This is a genomic window from Butyrivibrio sp. FC2001 (assembly GCF_000424125.1).
Classification (GTDB): domain Bacteria; phylum Bacillota; class Clostridia; order Lachnospirales; family Lachnospiraceae; genus Butyrivibrio.
In genome coordinates this window covers 15,572-34,023 of the sequence record NZ_AUJH01000016.1, presented here as the reverse complement: position 1 = coordinate 34,023, position 18,452 = coordinate 15,572, and the positions used below count along the sequence as shown (strand labels likewise).

The following is an 18,452-nucleotide window of genomic DNA, read 5'->3' as shown; positions in this document are numbered from 1 at the left end:
TTTACTCTAATCCCTCAAGCATAGTTCTCATATCAGGAAGCCTTACGGCAACCATTTCCTTCTTATCAGAGCCGCCCACCAGCATTCCTACATAATTGCCGTTGATGTCAAACACCCCACCGCCTGACATTCCGCTATGCGCGTCGCATTTCACATAAAGCATATTGTAGCCATAATCTCTGACCATTATATCAGGATTTATAACCGGGCCATAGACGTACTTATAGCCTATTCCGGTGTCCTTCCCGAAATAATCGTAGGTCTGAACCTCCTTGGCATTGACTACATGCTCTGAGTCCAATGAAAACACCACTTCATTTTTCTTCTTATCAAAATCGGAAATAACATCATAATCAAGCTTCACGCTACGAAGTCGCAAAAGATTATAAGCATCGATATCCGAGGCATTAACACTGATAACCGCGACGTCATAGTAATCATCCGTTTTCTCCAACACCGCATCAGCAATAAAACCATTATAAAAAATCACGTAATTACTACTGTCATCTCTCCAGCTCTTAACCACATGCTTTGCAGTCAAAATAAATATCTTTTCATTACTTACAGAAATAATATTTCCTGTGCCATACTCCGATCCCACCTGGACCTGCACAGTAGAAGGCCTTATATTAAGAGCTGTCCTTATCAGATTATCCTCAGTCTCTTCATTATCCTTAGCCACAGGAACAGCAAACGCCTCACAGGAGGTCATGTCCCTTGCCACTTCCTCCGGACTCGGTCCCTGCGCCTTAGCCTCGAGCGAATTCGCCCCTATTATTATTCCTATTGCAAGTAGTATTCCTTGACTTCTCCTCAACCCCATAGCTACTCATCTTCCCAAACGACTACACTCACTTAAATATATAGTGGTAGAAAAAAGCTCCGGTTTTGCCTACCAAATCCGGAGCGTAGTTTTATCTATTTTTTATATGAGCAGGCCTGTAAGCCGGGTTATGTCGAGAATGATCATCTATCTAGGACTGCTGTTGCCAACAGCCTCAAGCGACCCACCTGAAAACGGACCGGGCCGGCCCATGGTTTTCTTTTTGGTCTTGCTTCGGATAGGGTTTACATTGCTACAGATGTTACCATCTGCACGGTGGTCTCTTACACCGCCTTTTCACCCTTACTCATAAAGAGCGGTTGTTTTCTGTTGCACTTTCCCGGGAGTCACCTCCGCCGGACGTTATCCGGTATCCTGCCCTACGAAGCCCGGACTTTCCTCACCCGCGCCCTTTCGGGACTTGCGGCCGCGATCATTTGTCCTGCTCATACATATGCATTTTATCAGTGTATAAAATTATGTCAAGCCTTATTCCGGATCTATAAGGATTCCACAATCTCAAGTACCTGCCTGAAATATTCATTACGTGTTTCTTCTGTTGCATTGAAAATTTCATGTCTGGAATTCTCAAAAGCAATAATTTTCGCATGGGGAACCTTCGCAGCAAATTCCCTATAACCATCCGGATCAATAAGATGGTCCTGCCCCGCTGTAAATACAGTTATTGGCAGTGTGAGCCTTGAAGTATTTTTGAAAATCCTGTCATGCACCTTATAGCTTGCAAGTCCCCAACCAATGGCTGCACCATAGGTCTGATAATGCTCGTCTTTTAACCGCATCTCAAACATATAGTCATAACGGGCCCTGGACTGAGCACTGCTTGTTTCAAAAACAGGTTTTGCATCAAAGTGCTTTTGTCTGGGTGCCATAGATTTTCGTTTTCCAAATAAGAAAGCATAAATTCTTATCAGTATGATCACAAGTTTTGAAGGAACTGACTTCATCTTCAACATAGGAGAGCTCAGAATAGTCCTGTCGAAATAACCCTGATAGCTCTCAAGAAAAAGAGTTCCCACGGCACCTCCCATGGAGTGCGCAATAAGAATTCGCTTCATTTCTGATGTCGCAGGCATAACCACCTTATCCATAAAAACATGGAAATCTTCAACATACGTATTGTAATCATCTATATAGACTACATCAGGTTCCTTCATCTTGCCCTCAGAATAACCGTGTCCTCGCTGTTCAAGGAAATAGAAACCTAAACCGGCCTGATACAGATACCAGACGTACTCATGATATTTCCCGAAAAATTCGCAAAAACCATGAGCAAAGACAACAACCTTAGTTGCATTATCAGGAATGGCAAAATAGTAATTGAGAGTAGTCCCGTCAAAGGATTTAAATTTCCCCTGCTTCACATGAGCTTTGCGAAACTCACTGTTTTCAGTTTTCATTGTCCGGATGAAATTATCTTCACCCAAGAAATTTACCTTGCTCATAAATCTCCTTTTTATTTGAATGTCTTATATCCCACAGATCACCATAATCAAAACCTGTGACTTTCTCACAGATACTCTACATTTTTCTCCACTATATCCTTTGAAAAAACTGTCCCATAAAATGACCTGAAAATCTCCCAAAGCTTTTCTTTGGATCTGATACTACTATTTTCCAGTGCAAGTATTATGAAAGGGACTCCAAAGCACCTTGCCCGAAGTCCGGTATCAGTGCATCCGTTCCTTTCATAAAAGCCTATGCGTCTCGTCTGAAGTTCTTTAAGATCGCAGTCCTTAGAATAAACAGGGTCTTCTACCTCCATGATGATAAGCCCGGCTCCCGCCATATAATCACGGAGCATTTTAATGATCTCACTACCAATACCTTTATTCCTGTACTCTGGATAAACGGCAAGATAATCCACAAGATAACTCATTCCCTGCTTCACAAGGAACGCATACCCTATGATTCTGGAATCATCAAATAATCCCAAACACTCATATACGCCATTATCAACTGCTTTAAGAATTATCGGAAGTTTTTCGAGCTCATCCTTGATAAAATCGTGGACCAGCCGCTCCTGATATATTGTTGTGATCTCGCCCCTTTGAAGCTGCCTGATTTTCATCTGATCATGTCCTCCGGTTTTCATGTCCGAATGGGGCAGTGTATACTTCTGCAAACCATCCGCCTTCAGGATGCTGCTCCATATGGTATTTTTCTTTTAAATACTCTGTTCTCTCCATTGTCTCCCCTGCCATCTTTTTTCATTAAAATCCTACTCATATTCTAACATACAAAATTATCAGGAATTCACCAACAGCACAGGAATCATTTTATAATTTTCCATTGACATTTCACAGTCATTTTGTTATTTTGGTATTCGCATCACTTCCGATGCAACAGAAATTTTATTTCTGAAAATTCCATTCCTTATTCATGAATAACGAAACATTAACAAATAACTGGAGGAGTAATTTATTGCAATTTGAAAATCAAAAATATAGAGATACGGTATTCCGTATGCTATTCAATGATAAATCAAGATTATTAGAATTATACAATGCTATCAATGGTACTAACTATACAAATATGGATGACCTTACCATAACCACTTTGGAAGGTAGTACCTATCTTAACATGAAGAATGATGTGTCCTTCCTGATAGATTTTGAGCTAAATATGTTTGAACACCAGTCTACTGTTTGTCCAAACATTCCTCTACGTGATCTTTACTATGTAGCCTCAACCTACATTGAACTGATTCCTGTCAAGAAGACTTATCGCGACAGCCTAATAAAGATTCCGGCTCCTAAGTTTATCGTATTCTATAACGGTATGGCAGATGTACCGGACAAAGTAACATATAAGCTATCCGATATGTATGAAAAGCCCATTAAAGACAATTCACTTGAACTTATCGTAACTATGTACAACATAAATGCAGGCCATAGCGCTCAGTTATTAGAAGCCTGTCAAACATTAAAGGGATATTCCATTTTCGTATCAAAAGTGCGAAAATATATAAAAGAGGCGAAGGATGCATATAATCTTTCTCATGAGACTCCCCTTCATATCATCAAAAAGGAGGATATTGAGAAGAAAATAATATCCGATGCCGTATCAAAAGCAATCGATGAATGTATAGCAGAGGATATTCTTAAAGATTTCTTCTTGGCAAACAGACAGGAGGTTATAGATATGGGATTATTTGGATATACCGTTGAGGGACATATGCAGGAGCTTCAGGATGAAAGCTTTGAAAAAGGCGTTGAAAAAGGCGTCGAAAAAGGTATTAAACAAGGTATAGAAAAGGGAGCCGATACCGTTTCTGATTTGTATGCCTGGTTAGTTGCCGCAGGCAGAAATGAGGATATGCAGCGAGCATTTACGGACAAAGATTTCAGAGCAAAACTGTTAACTGAATACAAGGAGACTTCTCCCATACAATAAATTACAATGACAGGGCTGGAACCATATCAATAGTTCCAGCCTTAATAATTTTATGGAATTCTTAAGACTTTCTTAATTTCGAAATTAACTCTTGCCATAATTTTTATACTGTGATATAGTTCCAACTTGTCGGCGTTCTGCTGACGATAAGTCCGGTGTTTTCCGAGACGATTTTCCATTTATTTTCCTTAAGTTTTTATGAAAGGCGGTTTTTAAATTTTTATGAGACCAATTAAACAGAGTAACTCGATGAAAGAGCTTTTGAAAAAGCTTAAGAGACATGACACACTTGTGCTTGCATCAGGTGTAGTAGTGGCAACACTTTTATGTGGAGCATTCGTCTACGTGACTACTCCGACAATCAGTGCCACTGCAGCACAGCAGGAGGTTCGTAAGGACTCCCTTGGCGTTCAAAAAAAAGCCAGCGATCAGCTTAACGAAATCCAGCAGTACCTTGAAAAGCTTGATGAAGTTGTTACAAACAGTCAGAGCCTGGTAGAGAACATCCAGACCGTGCAGAATGAGCAGAAGGAACTCACTGAAAAAACTCTCACAAATGAGAAGAACAACACAAAAGAAAATAATAACAACACAGTAAGCAACAACAGTAAGGTTGTAGAAAAGATCAGTGGTCTTGATAAGCAGCTTGAATCAATCCATTCCGAAATCTCAGCTACAAACGAGCAGGTTAAAAAGCTCGGTGAAAGCATGAAAAACGGTGGAAGCAGCGATAGCAACAAGGATAAGGAAAGCTTTGCACAGATCACAAACGCTCTTGGCGACTTAAAGAAAACCTGCGATAAGTCAGGTACTGATATCTCCGGCATCATTGAGCAGCTTAAAAGTGAAAAGGGCAATAAATCCGAAGCTCAGAAAGAGGTAATTAACAATCTTGAGACAATCGTAAAGTCACTTGAGAAGGTTGATACAAAAGAGAATCTTTCCAAGCTTGAAACAGATCTCAAGGAGACTCAGACCTCCTATATCAATATGCTCAGCGAGGTTGAAAAGGACATCAATAAAACCTCAGATAATGTAAACAAGGTAAAGGACAGCGTAAGTCAGGTCGATGAAAGCGTTAAAGACGCCATCAATGGTGTAGGAAAAGTTGGCGAAAATGTTCAGAGCGTTGAAAAAGGCGTAAACAAGGTTGGCGAGAATGTTCAGAGCGCCATCAATGGTGTAAACAAGGTCGGCGAAAATGTTCAGAATGCTGTAAATGGTGTCAACGAAGTTCGCAAAGCCCAGGAAAACTCTGACAGCAAGCTTACAGGAATCGACAATAATATCTCTTCCGTAAACACAAATGTAGACAGCTTAAAGGACAGCATCTCTTCTCTTGATGGCAAACTTGATGCTAATGCCCAGCAGCTTAGCGCCCTGGACGAGCAGGTTAAAGCGGTTTTTCAATGTTCGGACAGTAATCGTAAGAAACTAGCATCCATACTGTCCGATCTGTGCGACTACCATGCCGCAGAGGATGCCACATTTGCTGAGCTTATCGAAGCTGTAAAGCTGATTCCCGCACATGTTATCAACTCAAAGAAGGTAACCTATGAATACCACAAACACACTGACGGAAAAAGCAGCATAGCTGCCGAAACCTGTAATCACAGTGGCGGGTGCTTTACAGTTCCTGTTAAACATGTTCACAATCAAAACTGTTATAAAACCGAGACCGTTTACAAATATCAGAAGGTAAAACGTATCGGTGGTACGAGCAGTTCTTTCCCTTCCACCTATAGTGGTATAGACATCAACCCTTCTGGTGTATGCCTTATATGCACAAAAATTCTGTACAAGGATGATGAAAAAAATCATTACCACACAACCACTTCTCTTGATACAGCGAAACAGGGCGATAGCTATAGCGTTCAAGGCACAAACAAAAAGCTTATATGCTCAAAAAATGCAAATACCGTAGATTACTACGCTCCCGGATGTGGTTTCAAAAATGGTGATATGGAAAGGGCTACTATTGAATTCCCCAAGCACTACACCAACCCCAATCTTTTGGCCACCTCAATGGTATCAGACTTCCATGGACTTAATATAAGCGAGGAAATCTTCAATTTCGACGAGGGCGAAGAATTCATGCCTGAGGATTACGATGCGGGTGATGAAACCTTCGACGAAAATACTCAGGATGAGAATAATGAAAATCAGGGTGAAATGCCTGAGCAGGAACAAGCTGAACCTTCAGATAATACCACTTCAGAAGAAGTTCCCTCAGATAATACGACTCCGGCAGAAAGTACACCCGCACCTGAAACCACTAACGAGAATACTGATGATAATTCTGGTGAGAATTCTGGTGAAAATACTGACAAAAACACTGAAGTAAATTCCGAAGAGTCAGAAGATACTACTGATGCCAGCAATAGCAACGCTACTGAAGCTTCTGAAATTACAGAAACCGCAGCCAGTGACGATACTGCCACTAAATAGCATAAACCAAACAGAAATTCTAATACCATAAATATAGAGGTGAGAACCTGATTTCCATAGGCTCTCACCTCTTCTTTTTTACTTATACATTAAAGCAGCTTCCACCAACAAACTCTCTCGTAAGTGAATTATTGGGAAGTGTCTGGGAATCAACCGCAACAAAGTAATCCAGGAATTTCAGAAGTCTCTTTGCTTCGAAGTATTCAGGCTCGTCCTGCTTTATTGCGAAAAGCAGCGGCTCTGCATATTGCTTCAAAACAGCAAGCTCGTAAATCTGAGCGGAGTTGAACATCTCATCTGCGCCCTCCTGGAAGGGAAAGATGTTCTGGTGCTCACCTCTTCTTACTGAGTCCCACATGGCAATCGTGTGCTTTGCTGATGCTCCGCGGGTTCTGGCATCGCGGACAATACGTCTTATCAGTCGTCCATCAGTTGTAGGGATTCTATTGTGTGCATCTACGCTAAGAGTGGTAAGTGCACTTATATAAATCTTGAACTTGGACTCTGCCGGAAGCGCATAGCTCATCTTCTCATTAAGTCCGTGGATTCCCTCGATAACAAGAACATCACCGGGCTTTAGCTGGAGATAGTCTCCGTTCATCTCACGCTTACCTGAAACAAAGTTAAAGGTAGGCATCTCAACTCTCTCACCATTAAGGAGAGCTACCATGTCCTTATTAAACTGCTCCACATCAAGAGCCTCGAGACACTCAAAGTTGTAGCTTCCGTCCTCATTAAGAGGAGTATCAGCCCTATCCACGAAGTAGTTATCAAGGCTGATGGGATGAGGGTTCAGTCCATAGGTGCGCATCTGAATTGAAAGTCTGTTAGCAAAGGATGTCTTTCCTGAGGAGCTTGGTCCTGCGATCATGACGAATCTTACATCCTTGCGCTCAAATATCTTCTGAGCTATCTCTCCGATACGGCGCTCCTGCAAAGCCTCCTGCACAAGCATAAGATTATTGAACTCGCCTCTGCAGATAGCATCATTAAGATCACCGACTGTATCTATGCCCATCATCTGGCCCCACTGTGTGGAACGAACCATCTCGTTAAAGAGTTTCTCTCTGGGCTCGCTGTCCGTAATCTTGTCAGGATTCCTTCTGGAAGGAAGATGTAGAAGCAGGCCATCGTGATATTTTTCAACCCTGAACCACTTTACATAGGAGGTGTTGGGAAGCATATATCCATAAAAATAGTCGCTGAAATCATCGAGCCTGTAGACATTTACTTCAGAACTTCTTCTGTAACGAAGGAGCCTTATCTTGTCATCAAGGCCCTCTTTTCTGAAAATCTCAACAGCATCTGCAAGAGGATAGCCCTTCTTGAAAATCGGTATCTCCTGCTTTACCATTTCCTCCATGCGTTTCTGAACGCCCTGGGCAAACTCCTCTGTAACAGAAAAATCACTTCTGACATTACAGAAAAAGGCATTACCGATTTTGTACTCAACCTTGGTATAGGCGGGCTTATCACCGGCTACATCACGAACAGCCTTAATAAGCATCATGATAGCTGTTCTGGTATAGGTGTTATTACCTATCTCATCGGCAGTAGTGATAAAGGAAAGCTTCTCATCTCTGTCCACCTTCTTCATCAGCTCGCGGATTCTTGTTCCATATATTACTGCCACAATCTGATTATCAAATCTGTCCTGATAATCCTTGGCGATCGTTTCAAAGGTTGTACCCTTTTCGTATTCTCTCTCTTCACCTTCAATAATAAGCTTTGGCATAACATGACCTCCATGGTGATTATTTGGAAAACAGTATTACATCGACAGAACAATTGTAATATCGTTTATTTTATCCATAATATCATGCATTCTTTCCGTATGCTCATTTTCAGATAATTTTAATAAAATGCCCTCGAGAATCTCCTTCTCATGAGCCAGGTAATTTTTGAGAATTTCATCCTTTTTAAGAATAAGAGAGGGACCAAAGCGGTCACAGATCCTTATGGCGTCAGCTTCGCTAACATCACCAAGCTCGCGGATAGCTCTGTCATAGAGGTCGTTATTATCGTCGTCACTTACTCTTACGCTCATGGCGACATAGTATTTGCCCTCTTCAAAAATCTCAGCCTCATCCTCTATGAAGAAGCGCTCACGTCTTAGATACTCTCTAAAAAGTCTAAGGTCAGACTGAGGCTGTAAGACCATTCTTTTTACGCCCTTTTCACGAGGTCTTCCGTCCTCAAGGATGCGCTTCATTAAAAGTCCGCCCATTCCCGCACAGACTATGGCCTCGGCTTCGCCTGCCTGTAGCTTCTCCATTCCGTTTGAGAGTCTTGTCTCGATCTTATCCTGAAGACCGTACTCCCGTATATGCTCATCTGCCCTCTCAAGGGGGCCTTCGTTTATGTCCATTGCCAGAGCCTTCTTGCAGGCTCCTGAATTAATAAGATAAATCGGAACGAATCCATGATCCGTCCCGATATCACAGACGCTTGCAGCGCTCTTAACGAGCCCTGCAACTGCGCCTAATCTTTCTGATAAAACTATATTTTTCATAGTGTTAGTCCAGATAATCCTTAAGTTTTCTGCTGCGGCTGGGATGACGAAGCTTACGAAGTGCCTTTGCTTCGATCTGTCTGATACGCTCACGTGTAACGTTGAACTCCTTACCAACCTCTTCAAGTGTTCTTGCTCTTCCGTCATCAAGACCGAATCTCAGTCTGAGTACCTTCTGCTCACGCTCTGTAAGTGTTCCGAGTACTTCAACGAGCTGCTCCTTAAGGAGTGTGAACGCTGCTGCGTCAGCAGGTACAGGAACATTGTCGTCCTGGATGAAATCGCCAAGATGTGAATCTTCCTCTTCACCGATAGGTGTCTCAAGTGAAACAGGCTCCTGTGAAATCTTCAGGATCTCTCTTACTCTCTCTACAGGGATGCCCATCTCCTTGGCGATCTCTTCGGGAGTGGGTTCGCGGCCGAGCTCCTGGAGCAACTGTCTGCTGATACGAATGAGCTTGTTGATAGTCTCAACCATATGTACAGGAATACGAATTGTTCTGGCCTGGTCGGCGATAGCACGGGTGATAGCCTGTCTGATCCACCATGTTGCGTAGGTTGAGAACTTGAATCCCTTACGGAAATCGAACTTCTCAACGGCCTTGATAAGACCAAGGTTACCTTCCTGAATAAGGTCAAGGAAAAGCATTCCTCTTCCCACATACCTCTTTGCGATACTTACAACAAGACGAAGGTTAGCCTCTGCAAGACGCTTCTTAGCTTCATTACCCATGAAGGAAACGCTCTTGAGCTCGCTCATAGGAAGATCCTTAACTCTCTCGTAAGCCTCTGCCTCTTCTTCCTTAACCTCAAGCCCTTCAGAAGTGCCTGCTTCAAGGATACGCTCAGCCATCATACCGTCTTCCATCTGCTGTGCAAGGTCAATTTCCTGCTCTGCTGTAAGAAGCGGAACCTTACCGATTTCCTTAAGGTACATACGTACCGGATCCTCGATGCTGATTCCGTCAGGAACTGACAGATCGATATTCTCCATATCAACCTCATCCTCGTCACCGAGAACCACACCGTCATCATCCGGAATATCCACGTCAACATCATCTTCCATTCTGATGATATCGATACCGGCGCTCTCAAGCTGCTCAAGAACCTTATCAAGGTTATCCTCATCGAGATTGAGATCCTTAAGGAAGTCGCTTATCTCATTATAATCAAGGGTATTCTGTTTTTTCTTACCAAGTGCAAGAAGCTCTCTGATCTTCTGGAGGAATTTCTCTCTTGTCTCCTCGTCAAGATCTGCTGAAGACTCGGGAGTCTTAGGAGCTGAATCTGCCTTTTTAGCTGCTGCCTTTGAAGTCTTTGTCTCTTCCTTCTTATCAGCTTTAGCTGTCTTTGCAGTCTTCTTCTCTGCAGTATCTGCAGCCTTCTTCTCTGTTGTCTTCTTAGCTGTGGTCTTCTCAGCTGTTTCCTTCTTTGAAGCAGCCTTTGTAGCTGTCTTCTTTGTCTCGTCCTTCTTTGCTGCCTCTTTCTTAGCTGCAGCCTTCTTCTCCGCTGCCTTCTTTTCAGCAGTCTTCCCAACAACCTTTACAATTGTCTTCTTTTCTGTGTCCTTCTCAGCTGCCTTACTTGTTTTCTTCTCTGCCACTTTATTTCCTTCCTTTCATATAACTCACGCGTCCAGAATTATCTTTGCTCTGGAGAGCTCCTCCAAGGTTCTCTTACCTTCAAGTGTGAAATTCCACCGCTCCGGAGCATCACTTGCCATGTTAGAGAGTGTTTTCTCGTAACCTGACTTTTTTATGTCATAGAGAATGTCACGTAGTGCTTTTTCCCTCTCATCTTTTGTCTCCACCTTTACAAGGTTAGTGTTGAAAAGCTCAGCGACCTCTCTTTGTTCCTCTTCATCTGTAAAATGGTTCATGACCTTGGCCGGGTCAAATGTGCCATCATCAAGCCCCTTCCACATCTCATCAGCGATGCTTCTGTACATGTCATCCGCAAAATCTCCAGGGCTGATCCATTTTTTTACCGAGGAAAAAACTCCCGGTTCATCCGCAAGCCATGTAATCAAAAGTCTTTGCGGCTTTCTTGATGGATCTTCCTTGATGACCTTGACTGCCTTGACAGGATCCCTGGAAGCCTTGGGCTTAACTATTCCGCCCTCCGCTGCAAGTCCTGCCACCAGCTTGTGGAGGTCATCCGCACTTATCATGTACCTCTGGGCTACAGCCTCCAAGTAATTTTCCCTCTCGACCGCTTCGGTAAATTCACAGAGCTTCTTACCAATGTATCTGTGGAACTCCGTCTTTTCAGCCGGATCGCTCATGTCGAATTCCTTTTCCTTTACGGATATCTCGAAGAAAAATGGATTCTCAGCCTTTTTGATTCTCTCTTCAAAGGCTTCCCGCCCCTCATTTTTTATAAATTCATCGGGGTCCTTATAGGGCTTTAGATTAAGCACCTTGCCCTTTAAGCCTGCTTCCTTTAATATCTCTATTCCTCGAAGGGCAGCGCTTGTTCCTGCACCGTCACTGTCATAGGACAGGATGACCAGATCCGTATATCGCTTTAACAGATTGGCCTGCTGGGGCGTAAAGGCCGTTCCCAGTGAAGCCACCGCCATGTTAAAGCCCGCCTGATGCATTGCTATTACATCCATATAACCCTCGCAGATTATGATGTAGCCTGCTCGGGCGTTCTTGGCATAGTTAAGACCAAACAGGTTTCTACTCTTATCAAAAACCATGGTCTCCGGAGAGTTCAGATACTTTGGCTTGCCATCTCCCATCACTCGTCCGCCGAAGCCTATGACCTTGGAATTCGCATCCAGTATCGGGAACATTACTCTGTTCCAGAATTTGTCATGGGTTCCGTATTTTTCATCAAAAGATGCAAGGCCCGACTCGATTATGGTGGCGTCCTTATATCCCTTGCTCCTAAGGTATTTCACCAGGTCATCACTCGTGACATTGGCGAACCCGAGCCCGAATTTTCTTATGGTCTCATCCGATAAAGCTCTGTCCTTAAAGTACTTAAGACCCTTTTCTCCTTGGGGAGTTTTCAGCTGATAAACATAGTACTTTGCGGCTTCCTTGTTTATCTCAAGCATGGTCTGACGCTTGTCACGCATCATCTTCGCCTGAGGCGATTCATCCTCCTCAGGGAGCTTCACGCCTGCCCTCTCCGCCAGGGTTTTCATAGCTTCACCGAATGTTAAATTGTCATATTTCATCAAAAACGAAAAGACGTTGCCACCCACTCTGCATCCAAAGCAGTAAAACATCTGCTTGGAAGGCGAAACACTAAAGGATGGCGACTTTTCATTGTGAAAGGGGCATAGTCCCACGTAGTTGGCACCCGACCGCTTAAGACTGACGTACTGGCCTATAATGTCGACGATGTCACTTCGGGATCTGACCTCTTCAATGATCTCATCCGAATATCTCATTTTGTATCCCTGTTTATGTATTTATCAAAAAGTCGATCCGCCAATTATCACAGTACATCCCAGCTCTTGGGAACAAAGTACTCATGGAATCTTGCTATGGCGAAACGATCCGTCATTGAGCTAATGAAATCACACACCAGCTTTTCCTTGGGCTGCGAATCCCTCATCCTTGTAAGGTACTCCGGCATCAGATCCTCATGATCCATGTAATACTGATAGAGTATCTTGATAAGGTTCTCAGCCTTGCCCTCCTGGCTCTTGGCAACAGGATTGGTGTATACGTTTTCAAACATAAAGCTTCTGAGTGCCATCAGTGCATCCCAGACTTCATCCGACATAAGAATGTCGTTGTGACCGGAGCTGGCTTCTACGATGTCATGAATAAATGTATCGAGCCACTCGCGATTTGAATGTCCTATCACCCTGCTGATGCTCTCTGGGACATCGGATTCCTTGAGGATTCCTCCCCTTATGGCATCATCCATATCGTGGTGAATATATGCAATCTTATCGGACAGTCTTACTACTCTTCCCTCCAGAGTGAGGGGTGTAAGCTCCATCTCGTGATTGATGATTCCGTCCTTTACCTCAAAGGTAAGATTCAGTCCCTGTCCGTCCTTCTCAAGAATCTCCACTGTACGAAGACTCTGCTCATTATGTCTGAAGCCGAAGGGGCAGATAGCATTGAGGGCTCTCTCGCCTGCATGACCAAAGGGCGTATGTCCCAGATCATGTCCAAAGGCAATAGCTTCCGCTAAGTCCTCATTAAGCTTGAGGGCTCTGGCAATAGTTCTGGCATTTTGTGCCACCTCAAGGGTATGCGTCATTCTCGTCCTGTAATGATCCCCGTCAGGCGTAAGGAATACCTGAGTCTTATCCTTAAGTCTTCTGAAAGACTTGGAATAAAGGATCCTGTCTCTGTCCCTTTGAAAACAGGGGCGAATGTCGCATGGTTCCTCGTCATTTTCTCTTCCTCTGGAATTCATGCTGAGAGTTGCATATGGACTTAGGTTAAGTCTTTCTCTGTTTTCTAAACTTTCCCGTATTTTCATACCAAAAACTCCTCACTCTATCTATATTCTGCGGACCTGTTGCATTTCCTTTTTAGAAAAAACACTTAGTGAAAATAAAATCGGCTGCTGCCCAAAGGGCAGCAACCGAACATCACCAGTTACCTGATTCAAATTGCGCATTAATCCAAGCGATGGCCTCTTCGAAGCCCTCCTCTGTTATCTCGAATTTCTCAGATATTTTTTTCTCATCCTCTGTATCAAAATAACTGTAAGGCTCGGGCCAGACAGTTGCCATAAGTCTCGATTCGGGATTTCTCTCCTCGATGGGAGTAAAAAATACATTTTCAAGGGGTTCTCTCGCAAGGCGATAACGCATTCCCTTGTAGCTTCCAAAGAATGCCTCGCCGTATTCATAATGCTTCAGGTTAAAAAAAGTACTTTTTTCTATTGCCATAATTTTTTTTGCTCTCGCCAGTTTATTTGGTAGTTCTGCTCTCGCTACGCTCGCCAGAACAAAGTAGTACACCAGGCTCGAAAATACCTCGCCAGTTTATTTGGTAGTTCTGCTCTCGCTACGCTCGCCAGAACAAAGTAATCACCAGGCTCGAAAATACCTCGCCAGGTGATTACTTTTTAGTATACAAACTTTCCTGTATCCTTGTGGTTAACCACGTAGTATGCCGTATTCTCTTCAGGCTTTAAATAAATCTGAAGCTCCTTGATATCGGTAAGCTTATGTCCCGCATCCACATACTGCTGTCTGATACGGTCTGCGAGATCCTCAGTTCTTACTTCATAGTCCTTGTACTGAATGAAAAACTCAGTCTTGGCAGCCTTCTTAGCGTTGCTCTCGGAGATATCTCTGGTAGCAGCCTTCACAGCGTCTGCTGCCTTCTCGCTCTGCTCCTTGATAACCTTGGTTGCAGGAGCTGTTCTCTTTTTAACTTCCTTTATAACGGGCTCTGCCTTCTCCATAACGTCCTTAATCACAGGACCACTCTTTTCCTTAACCTCTTCGATAACAGGCTCTGCCTTTTCCTTAGCCTTCTCGATATAGGGCTCTGCCTTCTCCACATAGGGCTTTGCAGCCTCGCTAACGTTCTTGGCAATGTCCTTGATAGTGTCAGTTGTTGTCTTCTTAGCCATTTTCATACCCTCCTGTCGTTATTTGAATTTTTTCATAAAGTTTGCAAATGGACCGACCGCATCCTGAAGGTCCTTTATTCCCTGATTCAGTCCGTCAAAATCGATGTTAGACATCTTCTCCAGAGAATCCGCAATCTTCTCACCATTTTCATTAATAAGTGCATTCATGCCGTCTCCGGTTTTAGTAAGTGAATCCGCCATCTCATCGATCTCATCCAGTGTTTCCTGAGCCCTGGTCATAGCTTCCTCAGCAGTCGCAACTGTATTCTGAATCCTGTCCAGTATATTCACCACCCTGGGCACTATCACAAAAACAGAATATGCCATCATAACCAGCATTGCAAAAACGCAGGCTGTTCTGATTTTCTGAAGCTTCACGCTCTTTTTGGAATCCTCAGTGAGTTTTTTCAGAAGTTCTTCGCTATTTTCCATGACCGGTCCCCCATAAGATGATTTTTATACCTTACATAAGTATATTCTCATAATGGAAAAGTTGCAATTTTTATAGCCTTTTGTTTGTGCTTTTTTTCGTAATTTTTTATGCAAATTTAAGGATAAAAATACAGATTTTTACGGGTCTATGTGCTAATTTTAAAGATGATATAGTATTTATTTTTTTCCTTTACTTGCTTAAGGAGGCCAATATGAGCGAAAAACCTGTTAAGACCCGTAGGTCCGGGAAGATCAGGAACAGACTGCTAATCTTCATTGTTCCAATCGTAGTTATCATGATTGCCGCTCTTGTTATCATAGCAACGACTATGTCCAAAAAGCGCATGACTGAGCTTGCTACATCAAACCTTAATTCATCTATTTCAAATCAGGCTGATAATATCGTGTCCTGGTTGGATGAAAATCTTCAGTTTTTCACCACAGCCAAGCAGGCTATAGAGGGAGCTGATCTGGACGAGGCTCAGCTTCAGAAGATGCTTGACTCATATTACAACTTTAATTCCAATTCTCCTGAGGGACTCCACATAGGAACTGCCGATGGAAAATTCATAAAGCCCACGGAATCAACTCTTGAAGAAAGTGATCCCACTAATTCCACATGGTATAAGCAGGGTCTGACAAGAGCCAATATGCAGTATGGAACCGCTTATAAAAATGCTGAGGGCGTTAACGTTATCAGTGCATCTGCTATCACTTCCTATGGTGATGACACCATCAAGGTTATAGCTGCAGACGTTACTCTTGATAAGATCAGTATCATCGTTAACTCCGGTGTAAAAATGGACGATGCAAGTTCATTCCTTGTAGACACAAGCAACAACACAATCCTTGCACACAGAGATACTGCTCTTGTTTCCTCAACTCTTACCACTGACAACAGCGATAAGCTTCTTAGCGGTGTCGCAAAGTCAATTGAAGACGGCGATCTTACCACCAAGGAAATAGGCTCCTATGTGGTAGCATTTAAGGAAATAAAAGGAACAGACTGGATATTGGTTTCTTACATAGCTCATAACGTTATTCTGAAAAGCGTGCAGGAGCTTGGTAACTACCTTGTTATCACAGGTGTTGTAGCCGTAATCGTTATCATCCTTCTTATCATCTACGTTGTAAGCAGGGTTATCGCTCCTCTTGCAGGTATCACAAAGAGTATCAACGCCATGAGCGAAGGTGACTTCACTATAGATGTAAAGGCTGAGAGCAACGATGAGATCGGAGTTATGGGAAGCAAGATTGCTGAATTCGTTGAGAGCATGAGGCATATGCTTTCAAGTATCAGCGAGGAATCCGAAAAGCTCAAACAGGAATCCGAGACCAGTGACGAGGTTTCAAAGAACATGTTCGACGCATCCCAGTCTCAGGCTGAAGCAATGCAGCAGCTGAACGATACCGTAGATCAGCTGGCAGTTGCTGTAGGCGATATCGCATCCAATGCAACCACTCTTGCTACAGTTGTTGCAGATACCCGCGATAACTCCGAGAAGGCCGATGAAGCCATGAAGGAAACAGTTAAAATATCCCAGAAGGGCCGTGATGACATGGAGAAGCTCTCACATGCCATGGAAGGAATCCAGACTGCAAACAACAAGCTGGTTGATGCCATAAATGAAGTTGGACACGCATCCGAGGAGATCACAAATATCGTCAGCATGATCGCAGAGATCGCTGAAGAGACCAACCTCCTGTCACTGAATGCATCCATTGAGGCTGCCCGTGCCGGTGAAGCAGGTAAGGGCTTCGCAGTTGTTGCTACCCAGATCGGAAAGCTTGCCCAGACAAGTTCCGAGAGTGCGACCAACATCTCAAGCCTTATCGAGGATGTACACAGACTTATCGACGAGGCTGTAGGACAGGCCAATGCCAGTGCAGAGAGTATAGAGAAAAACAGCGAGCTTATCCATGTTGCTGTTGATACATTTGATCAGATTTACACTAACATCCAGGCTTCCAACGACTGCATCGAAGAGATGATCAGAAACGTTGAGAAGGTTGATGATGTTGCAACCAACGTAGCTGCCATTTCCGAAGAGCAGGCAGCCAGCGCTGACGAGATACTGGCAACCTCACAGAACATGGTTGAACAGGCAAAGAACATTTCCAAGAACAGTGAAGATGTTGCCAACAACTCCCACGAGCTTGCAAATACATCTGACACTCTTACTTCCCATGTTTCACAGTTTAAGATTTAAGAGGAGGTCTTATCGTGAAGAAGAATATATTTACTAAAATAATAAGTCTTGCTGCGGTGTGCATACTGACTGTAGGCACTCTCGCAGGATGCAGTAAAAGTGCTTCCTCAGGTGGCGGATCTACGGATGGTTCAGGTGTCAGAGTATTTTTCTCCACACTGACCCTTGATGATTTCAAGGAACTCGTAATGAATTCCGTTGCTGAAGCAGGCCAGAAAAATGGCGTAACCGTCGATCTGGGTACTCCCTGTGCCACAGTCGATGAGCAGGTTGAACAGTTCCGTGAAGCAAAGGCAAAGGGGTACGATGTTATCATCTGCAACCCCGTTGATGCCGATACTGCTCTTCAGCTTGAGGTTATTGCAGGAGATACACCCATCCTCTTTACCAACACTCAGCCGGCTTCTGATTACCTTAAGCCCGATAAATACATGTATGTAGGAAGCTACGAGATCGATGCCGGAAACATGCAGGCAGAGTATGTATGGAATAAGCTCGGGAAACCTAATAGCCTCAATGTAGTTCTTTTCTCAGGTCAGCCCGGACACCCCGCTGCAATCAGCAGAACCAAGGCTGTGAAAGACTACTTTAAGAAAAATGGCATAAATGCAAACTTCGTATTTAATGACACAGCTTACTGGGATACAGACAAGGCTGCTGAGGGCTTCAAGACCTTCCTTAAAACAGAACAGCCCTATGACTGCGTTATCTGCAATAACGATTCCATGGCTCTCGGCGTAGTTCAGGCCATGAACGAGCTCGGAATAAGCACCGCAGACATCCCTGTAGTAGGTATTGATGCCACAGCAGACGGTTGCCAGTCCATCCTCGATGGCGGTATGCAGTTTACGGTTTATCAGTCAGCAAAGGGCCAGGGTGCAGCCTGTATCGAAGCAGCAATAGCTCTTGCCAAGAAAGGTACCACCAAGGATGTTGAGTATGTTACAAGCGACCTTACATACGTATGGGTACCCTTCACTCCTGTAGATAAGTCAAACGCAGCATCAATAAAATAAACTTCATTAGGTCTTATCGTGAAGCGATACAT

General features: G+C 43.6%; 15 protein-coding genes and 1 other RNA gene. 4 read left to right on the top strand and 12 right to left on the bottom strand.

Annotated features, from left to right (window positions below; translation table 11 throughout):
- Position 1: 1 nt before the first annotated feature.
- From G601_RS0109820 to G601_RS24990, 4 genes are all read right to left on the bottom strand, one after another.
- A complete protein-coding gene (locus G601_RS0109820) occupies positions 2-823 on the bottom strand; it encodes a S1 family peptidase (RefSeq protein ID WP_081673483.1) in 822 nt (273 codons plus the stop codon).
- A 103-nt stretch (positions 824-926) separates the two neighbouring features.
- Positions 927-1,272, bottom strand: an RNA gene (gene rnpB / locus G601_RS25005) — RNase P RNA component class A.
- Between the two features lie 51 nt (positions 1,273-1,323).
- Positions 1,324-2,286 (bottom strand): alpha/beta fold hydrolase, encoded by a 963-nt coding sequence (locus G601_RS22795; protein WP_035790612.1) that lies wholly within the window; start codon positions 2,284-2,286, stop codon positions 1,324-1,326.
- A gap of 65 nt (positions 2,287-2,351) precedes the next feature.
- The gene (locus tag G601_RS24990; protein ID WP_051205724.1) at positions 2,352-2,912 is read right to left on the bottom strand and encodes a GNAT family N-acetyltransferase; all 561 of its coding nucleotides are present in this window, start codon (positions 2,910-2,912) and stop codon (positions 2,352-2,354) included.
- Positions 2,913-3,265: 353 nt separating this feature from the next.
- Between G601_RS24990 and G601_RS22785 the strand changes: the two genes are divergently transcribed.
- Positions 3,266-4,237 (top strand): hypothetical protein, encoded by a 972-nt coding sequence (locus G601_RS22785; protein ID WP_051205723.1) that lies wholly within the window; start codon positions 3,266-3,268, stop codon positions 4,235-4,237.
- A gap of 222 nt (positions 4,238-4,459) precedes the next feature.
- Positions 4,460-6,685, top strand: a complete 2,226-nt coding sequence (locus tag G601_RS0109795) for a hypothetical protein (protein WP_155834505.1) — start codon at positions 4,460-4,462, stop codon at positions 6,683-6,685.
- Positions 6,686-6,767: 82 nt separating this feature from the next.
- Here the strand turns inward: G601_RS0109795 and G601_RS0109790 are convergent, their stop codons facing one another.
- The 8 genes from G601_RS0109790 to G601_RS0109755 form a co-directional block, all read right to left on the bottom strand.
- Entirely contained in the window at positions 6,768-8,420 is a 1,653-nt protein-coding gene (locus G601_RS0109790; protein ID WP_026665230.1) for a nucleoside kinase, read from the bottom strand.
- A gap of 36 nt (positions 8,421-8,456) precedes the next feature.
- Complete coding sequence (locus G601_RS0109785) at positions 8,457-9,197, bottom strand: class I SAM-dependent methyltransferase (protein WP_035790611.1); 741 nt, start codon at positions 9,195-9,197, stop codon at positions 8,457-8,459.
- Between the two features lie 4 nt (positions 9,198-9,201).
- On the bottom strand, positions 9,202-10,413 hold the full coding sequence (gene rpoD, locus G601_RS0109780; RefSeq protein ID WP_242834409.1) for an RNA polymerase sigma factor RpoD: 1,212 nt from the start codon (positions 10,411-10,413) through the stop codon (positions 9,202-9,204).
- Between the two features lie 411 nt (positions 10,414-10,824).
- Complete coding sequence (dnaG, locus tag G601_RS0109775; RefSeq protein WP_026665227.1) at positions 10,825-12,603, bottom strand: DNA primase; 1,779 nt, start codon at positions 12,601-12,603, stop codon at positions 10,825-10,827.
- Positions 12,604-12,650: 47 nt separating this feature from the next.
- Entirely contained in the window at positions 12,651-13,655 is a 1,005-nt protein-coding gene (locus tag G601_RS0109770) for a deoxyguanosinetriphosphate triphosphohydrolase (protein WP_026492611.1), read from the bottom strand.
- A 112-nt stretch (positions 13,656-13,767) separates the two neighbouring features.
- Positions 13,768-14,070 (bottom strand): hypothetical protein, encoded by a 303-nt coding sequence (locus G601_RS0109765; RefSeq protein ID WP_026492612.1) that lies wholly within the window; start codon positions 14,068-14,070, stop codon positions 13,768-13,770.
- Positions 14,071-14,249: 179 nt separating this feature from the next.
- A complete protein-coding gene (locus tag G601_RS22780) occupies positions 14,250-14,762 on the bottom strand; it encodes a DUF6465 family protein (protein WP_051201025.1) in 513 nt (170 codons plus the stop codon).
- A gap of 18 nt (positions 14,763-14,780) precedes the next feature.
- Positions 14,781-15,194, bottom strand: coding sequence for a hypothetical protein (locus G601_RS0109755; protein WP_026665226.1), 414 nt, complete (start codon positions 15,192-15,194; stop codon positions 14,781-14,783).
- Positions 15,195-15,406: 212 nt separating this feature from the next.
- Between G601_RS0109755 and G601_RS0109750 the strand changes: the two genes are divergently transcribed.
- Positions 15,407-17,404, top strand: a complete 1,998-nt coding sequence (locus G601_RS0109750; protein ID WP_026665225.1) for a methyl-accepting chemotaxis protein — start codon at positions 15,407-15,409, stop codon at positions 17,402-17,404.
- Between the two features lie 14 nt (positions 17,405-17,418).
- A complete protein-coding gene (locus G601_RS0109745; protein WP_051205722.1) occupies positions 17,419-18,420 on the top strand; it encodes a substrate-binding domain-containing protein in 1,002 nt (333 codons plus the stop codon).
- Positions 18,421-18,452: the final 32 nt, after the last annotated feature.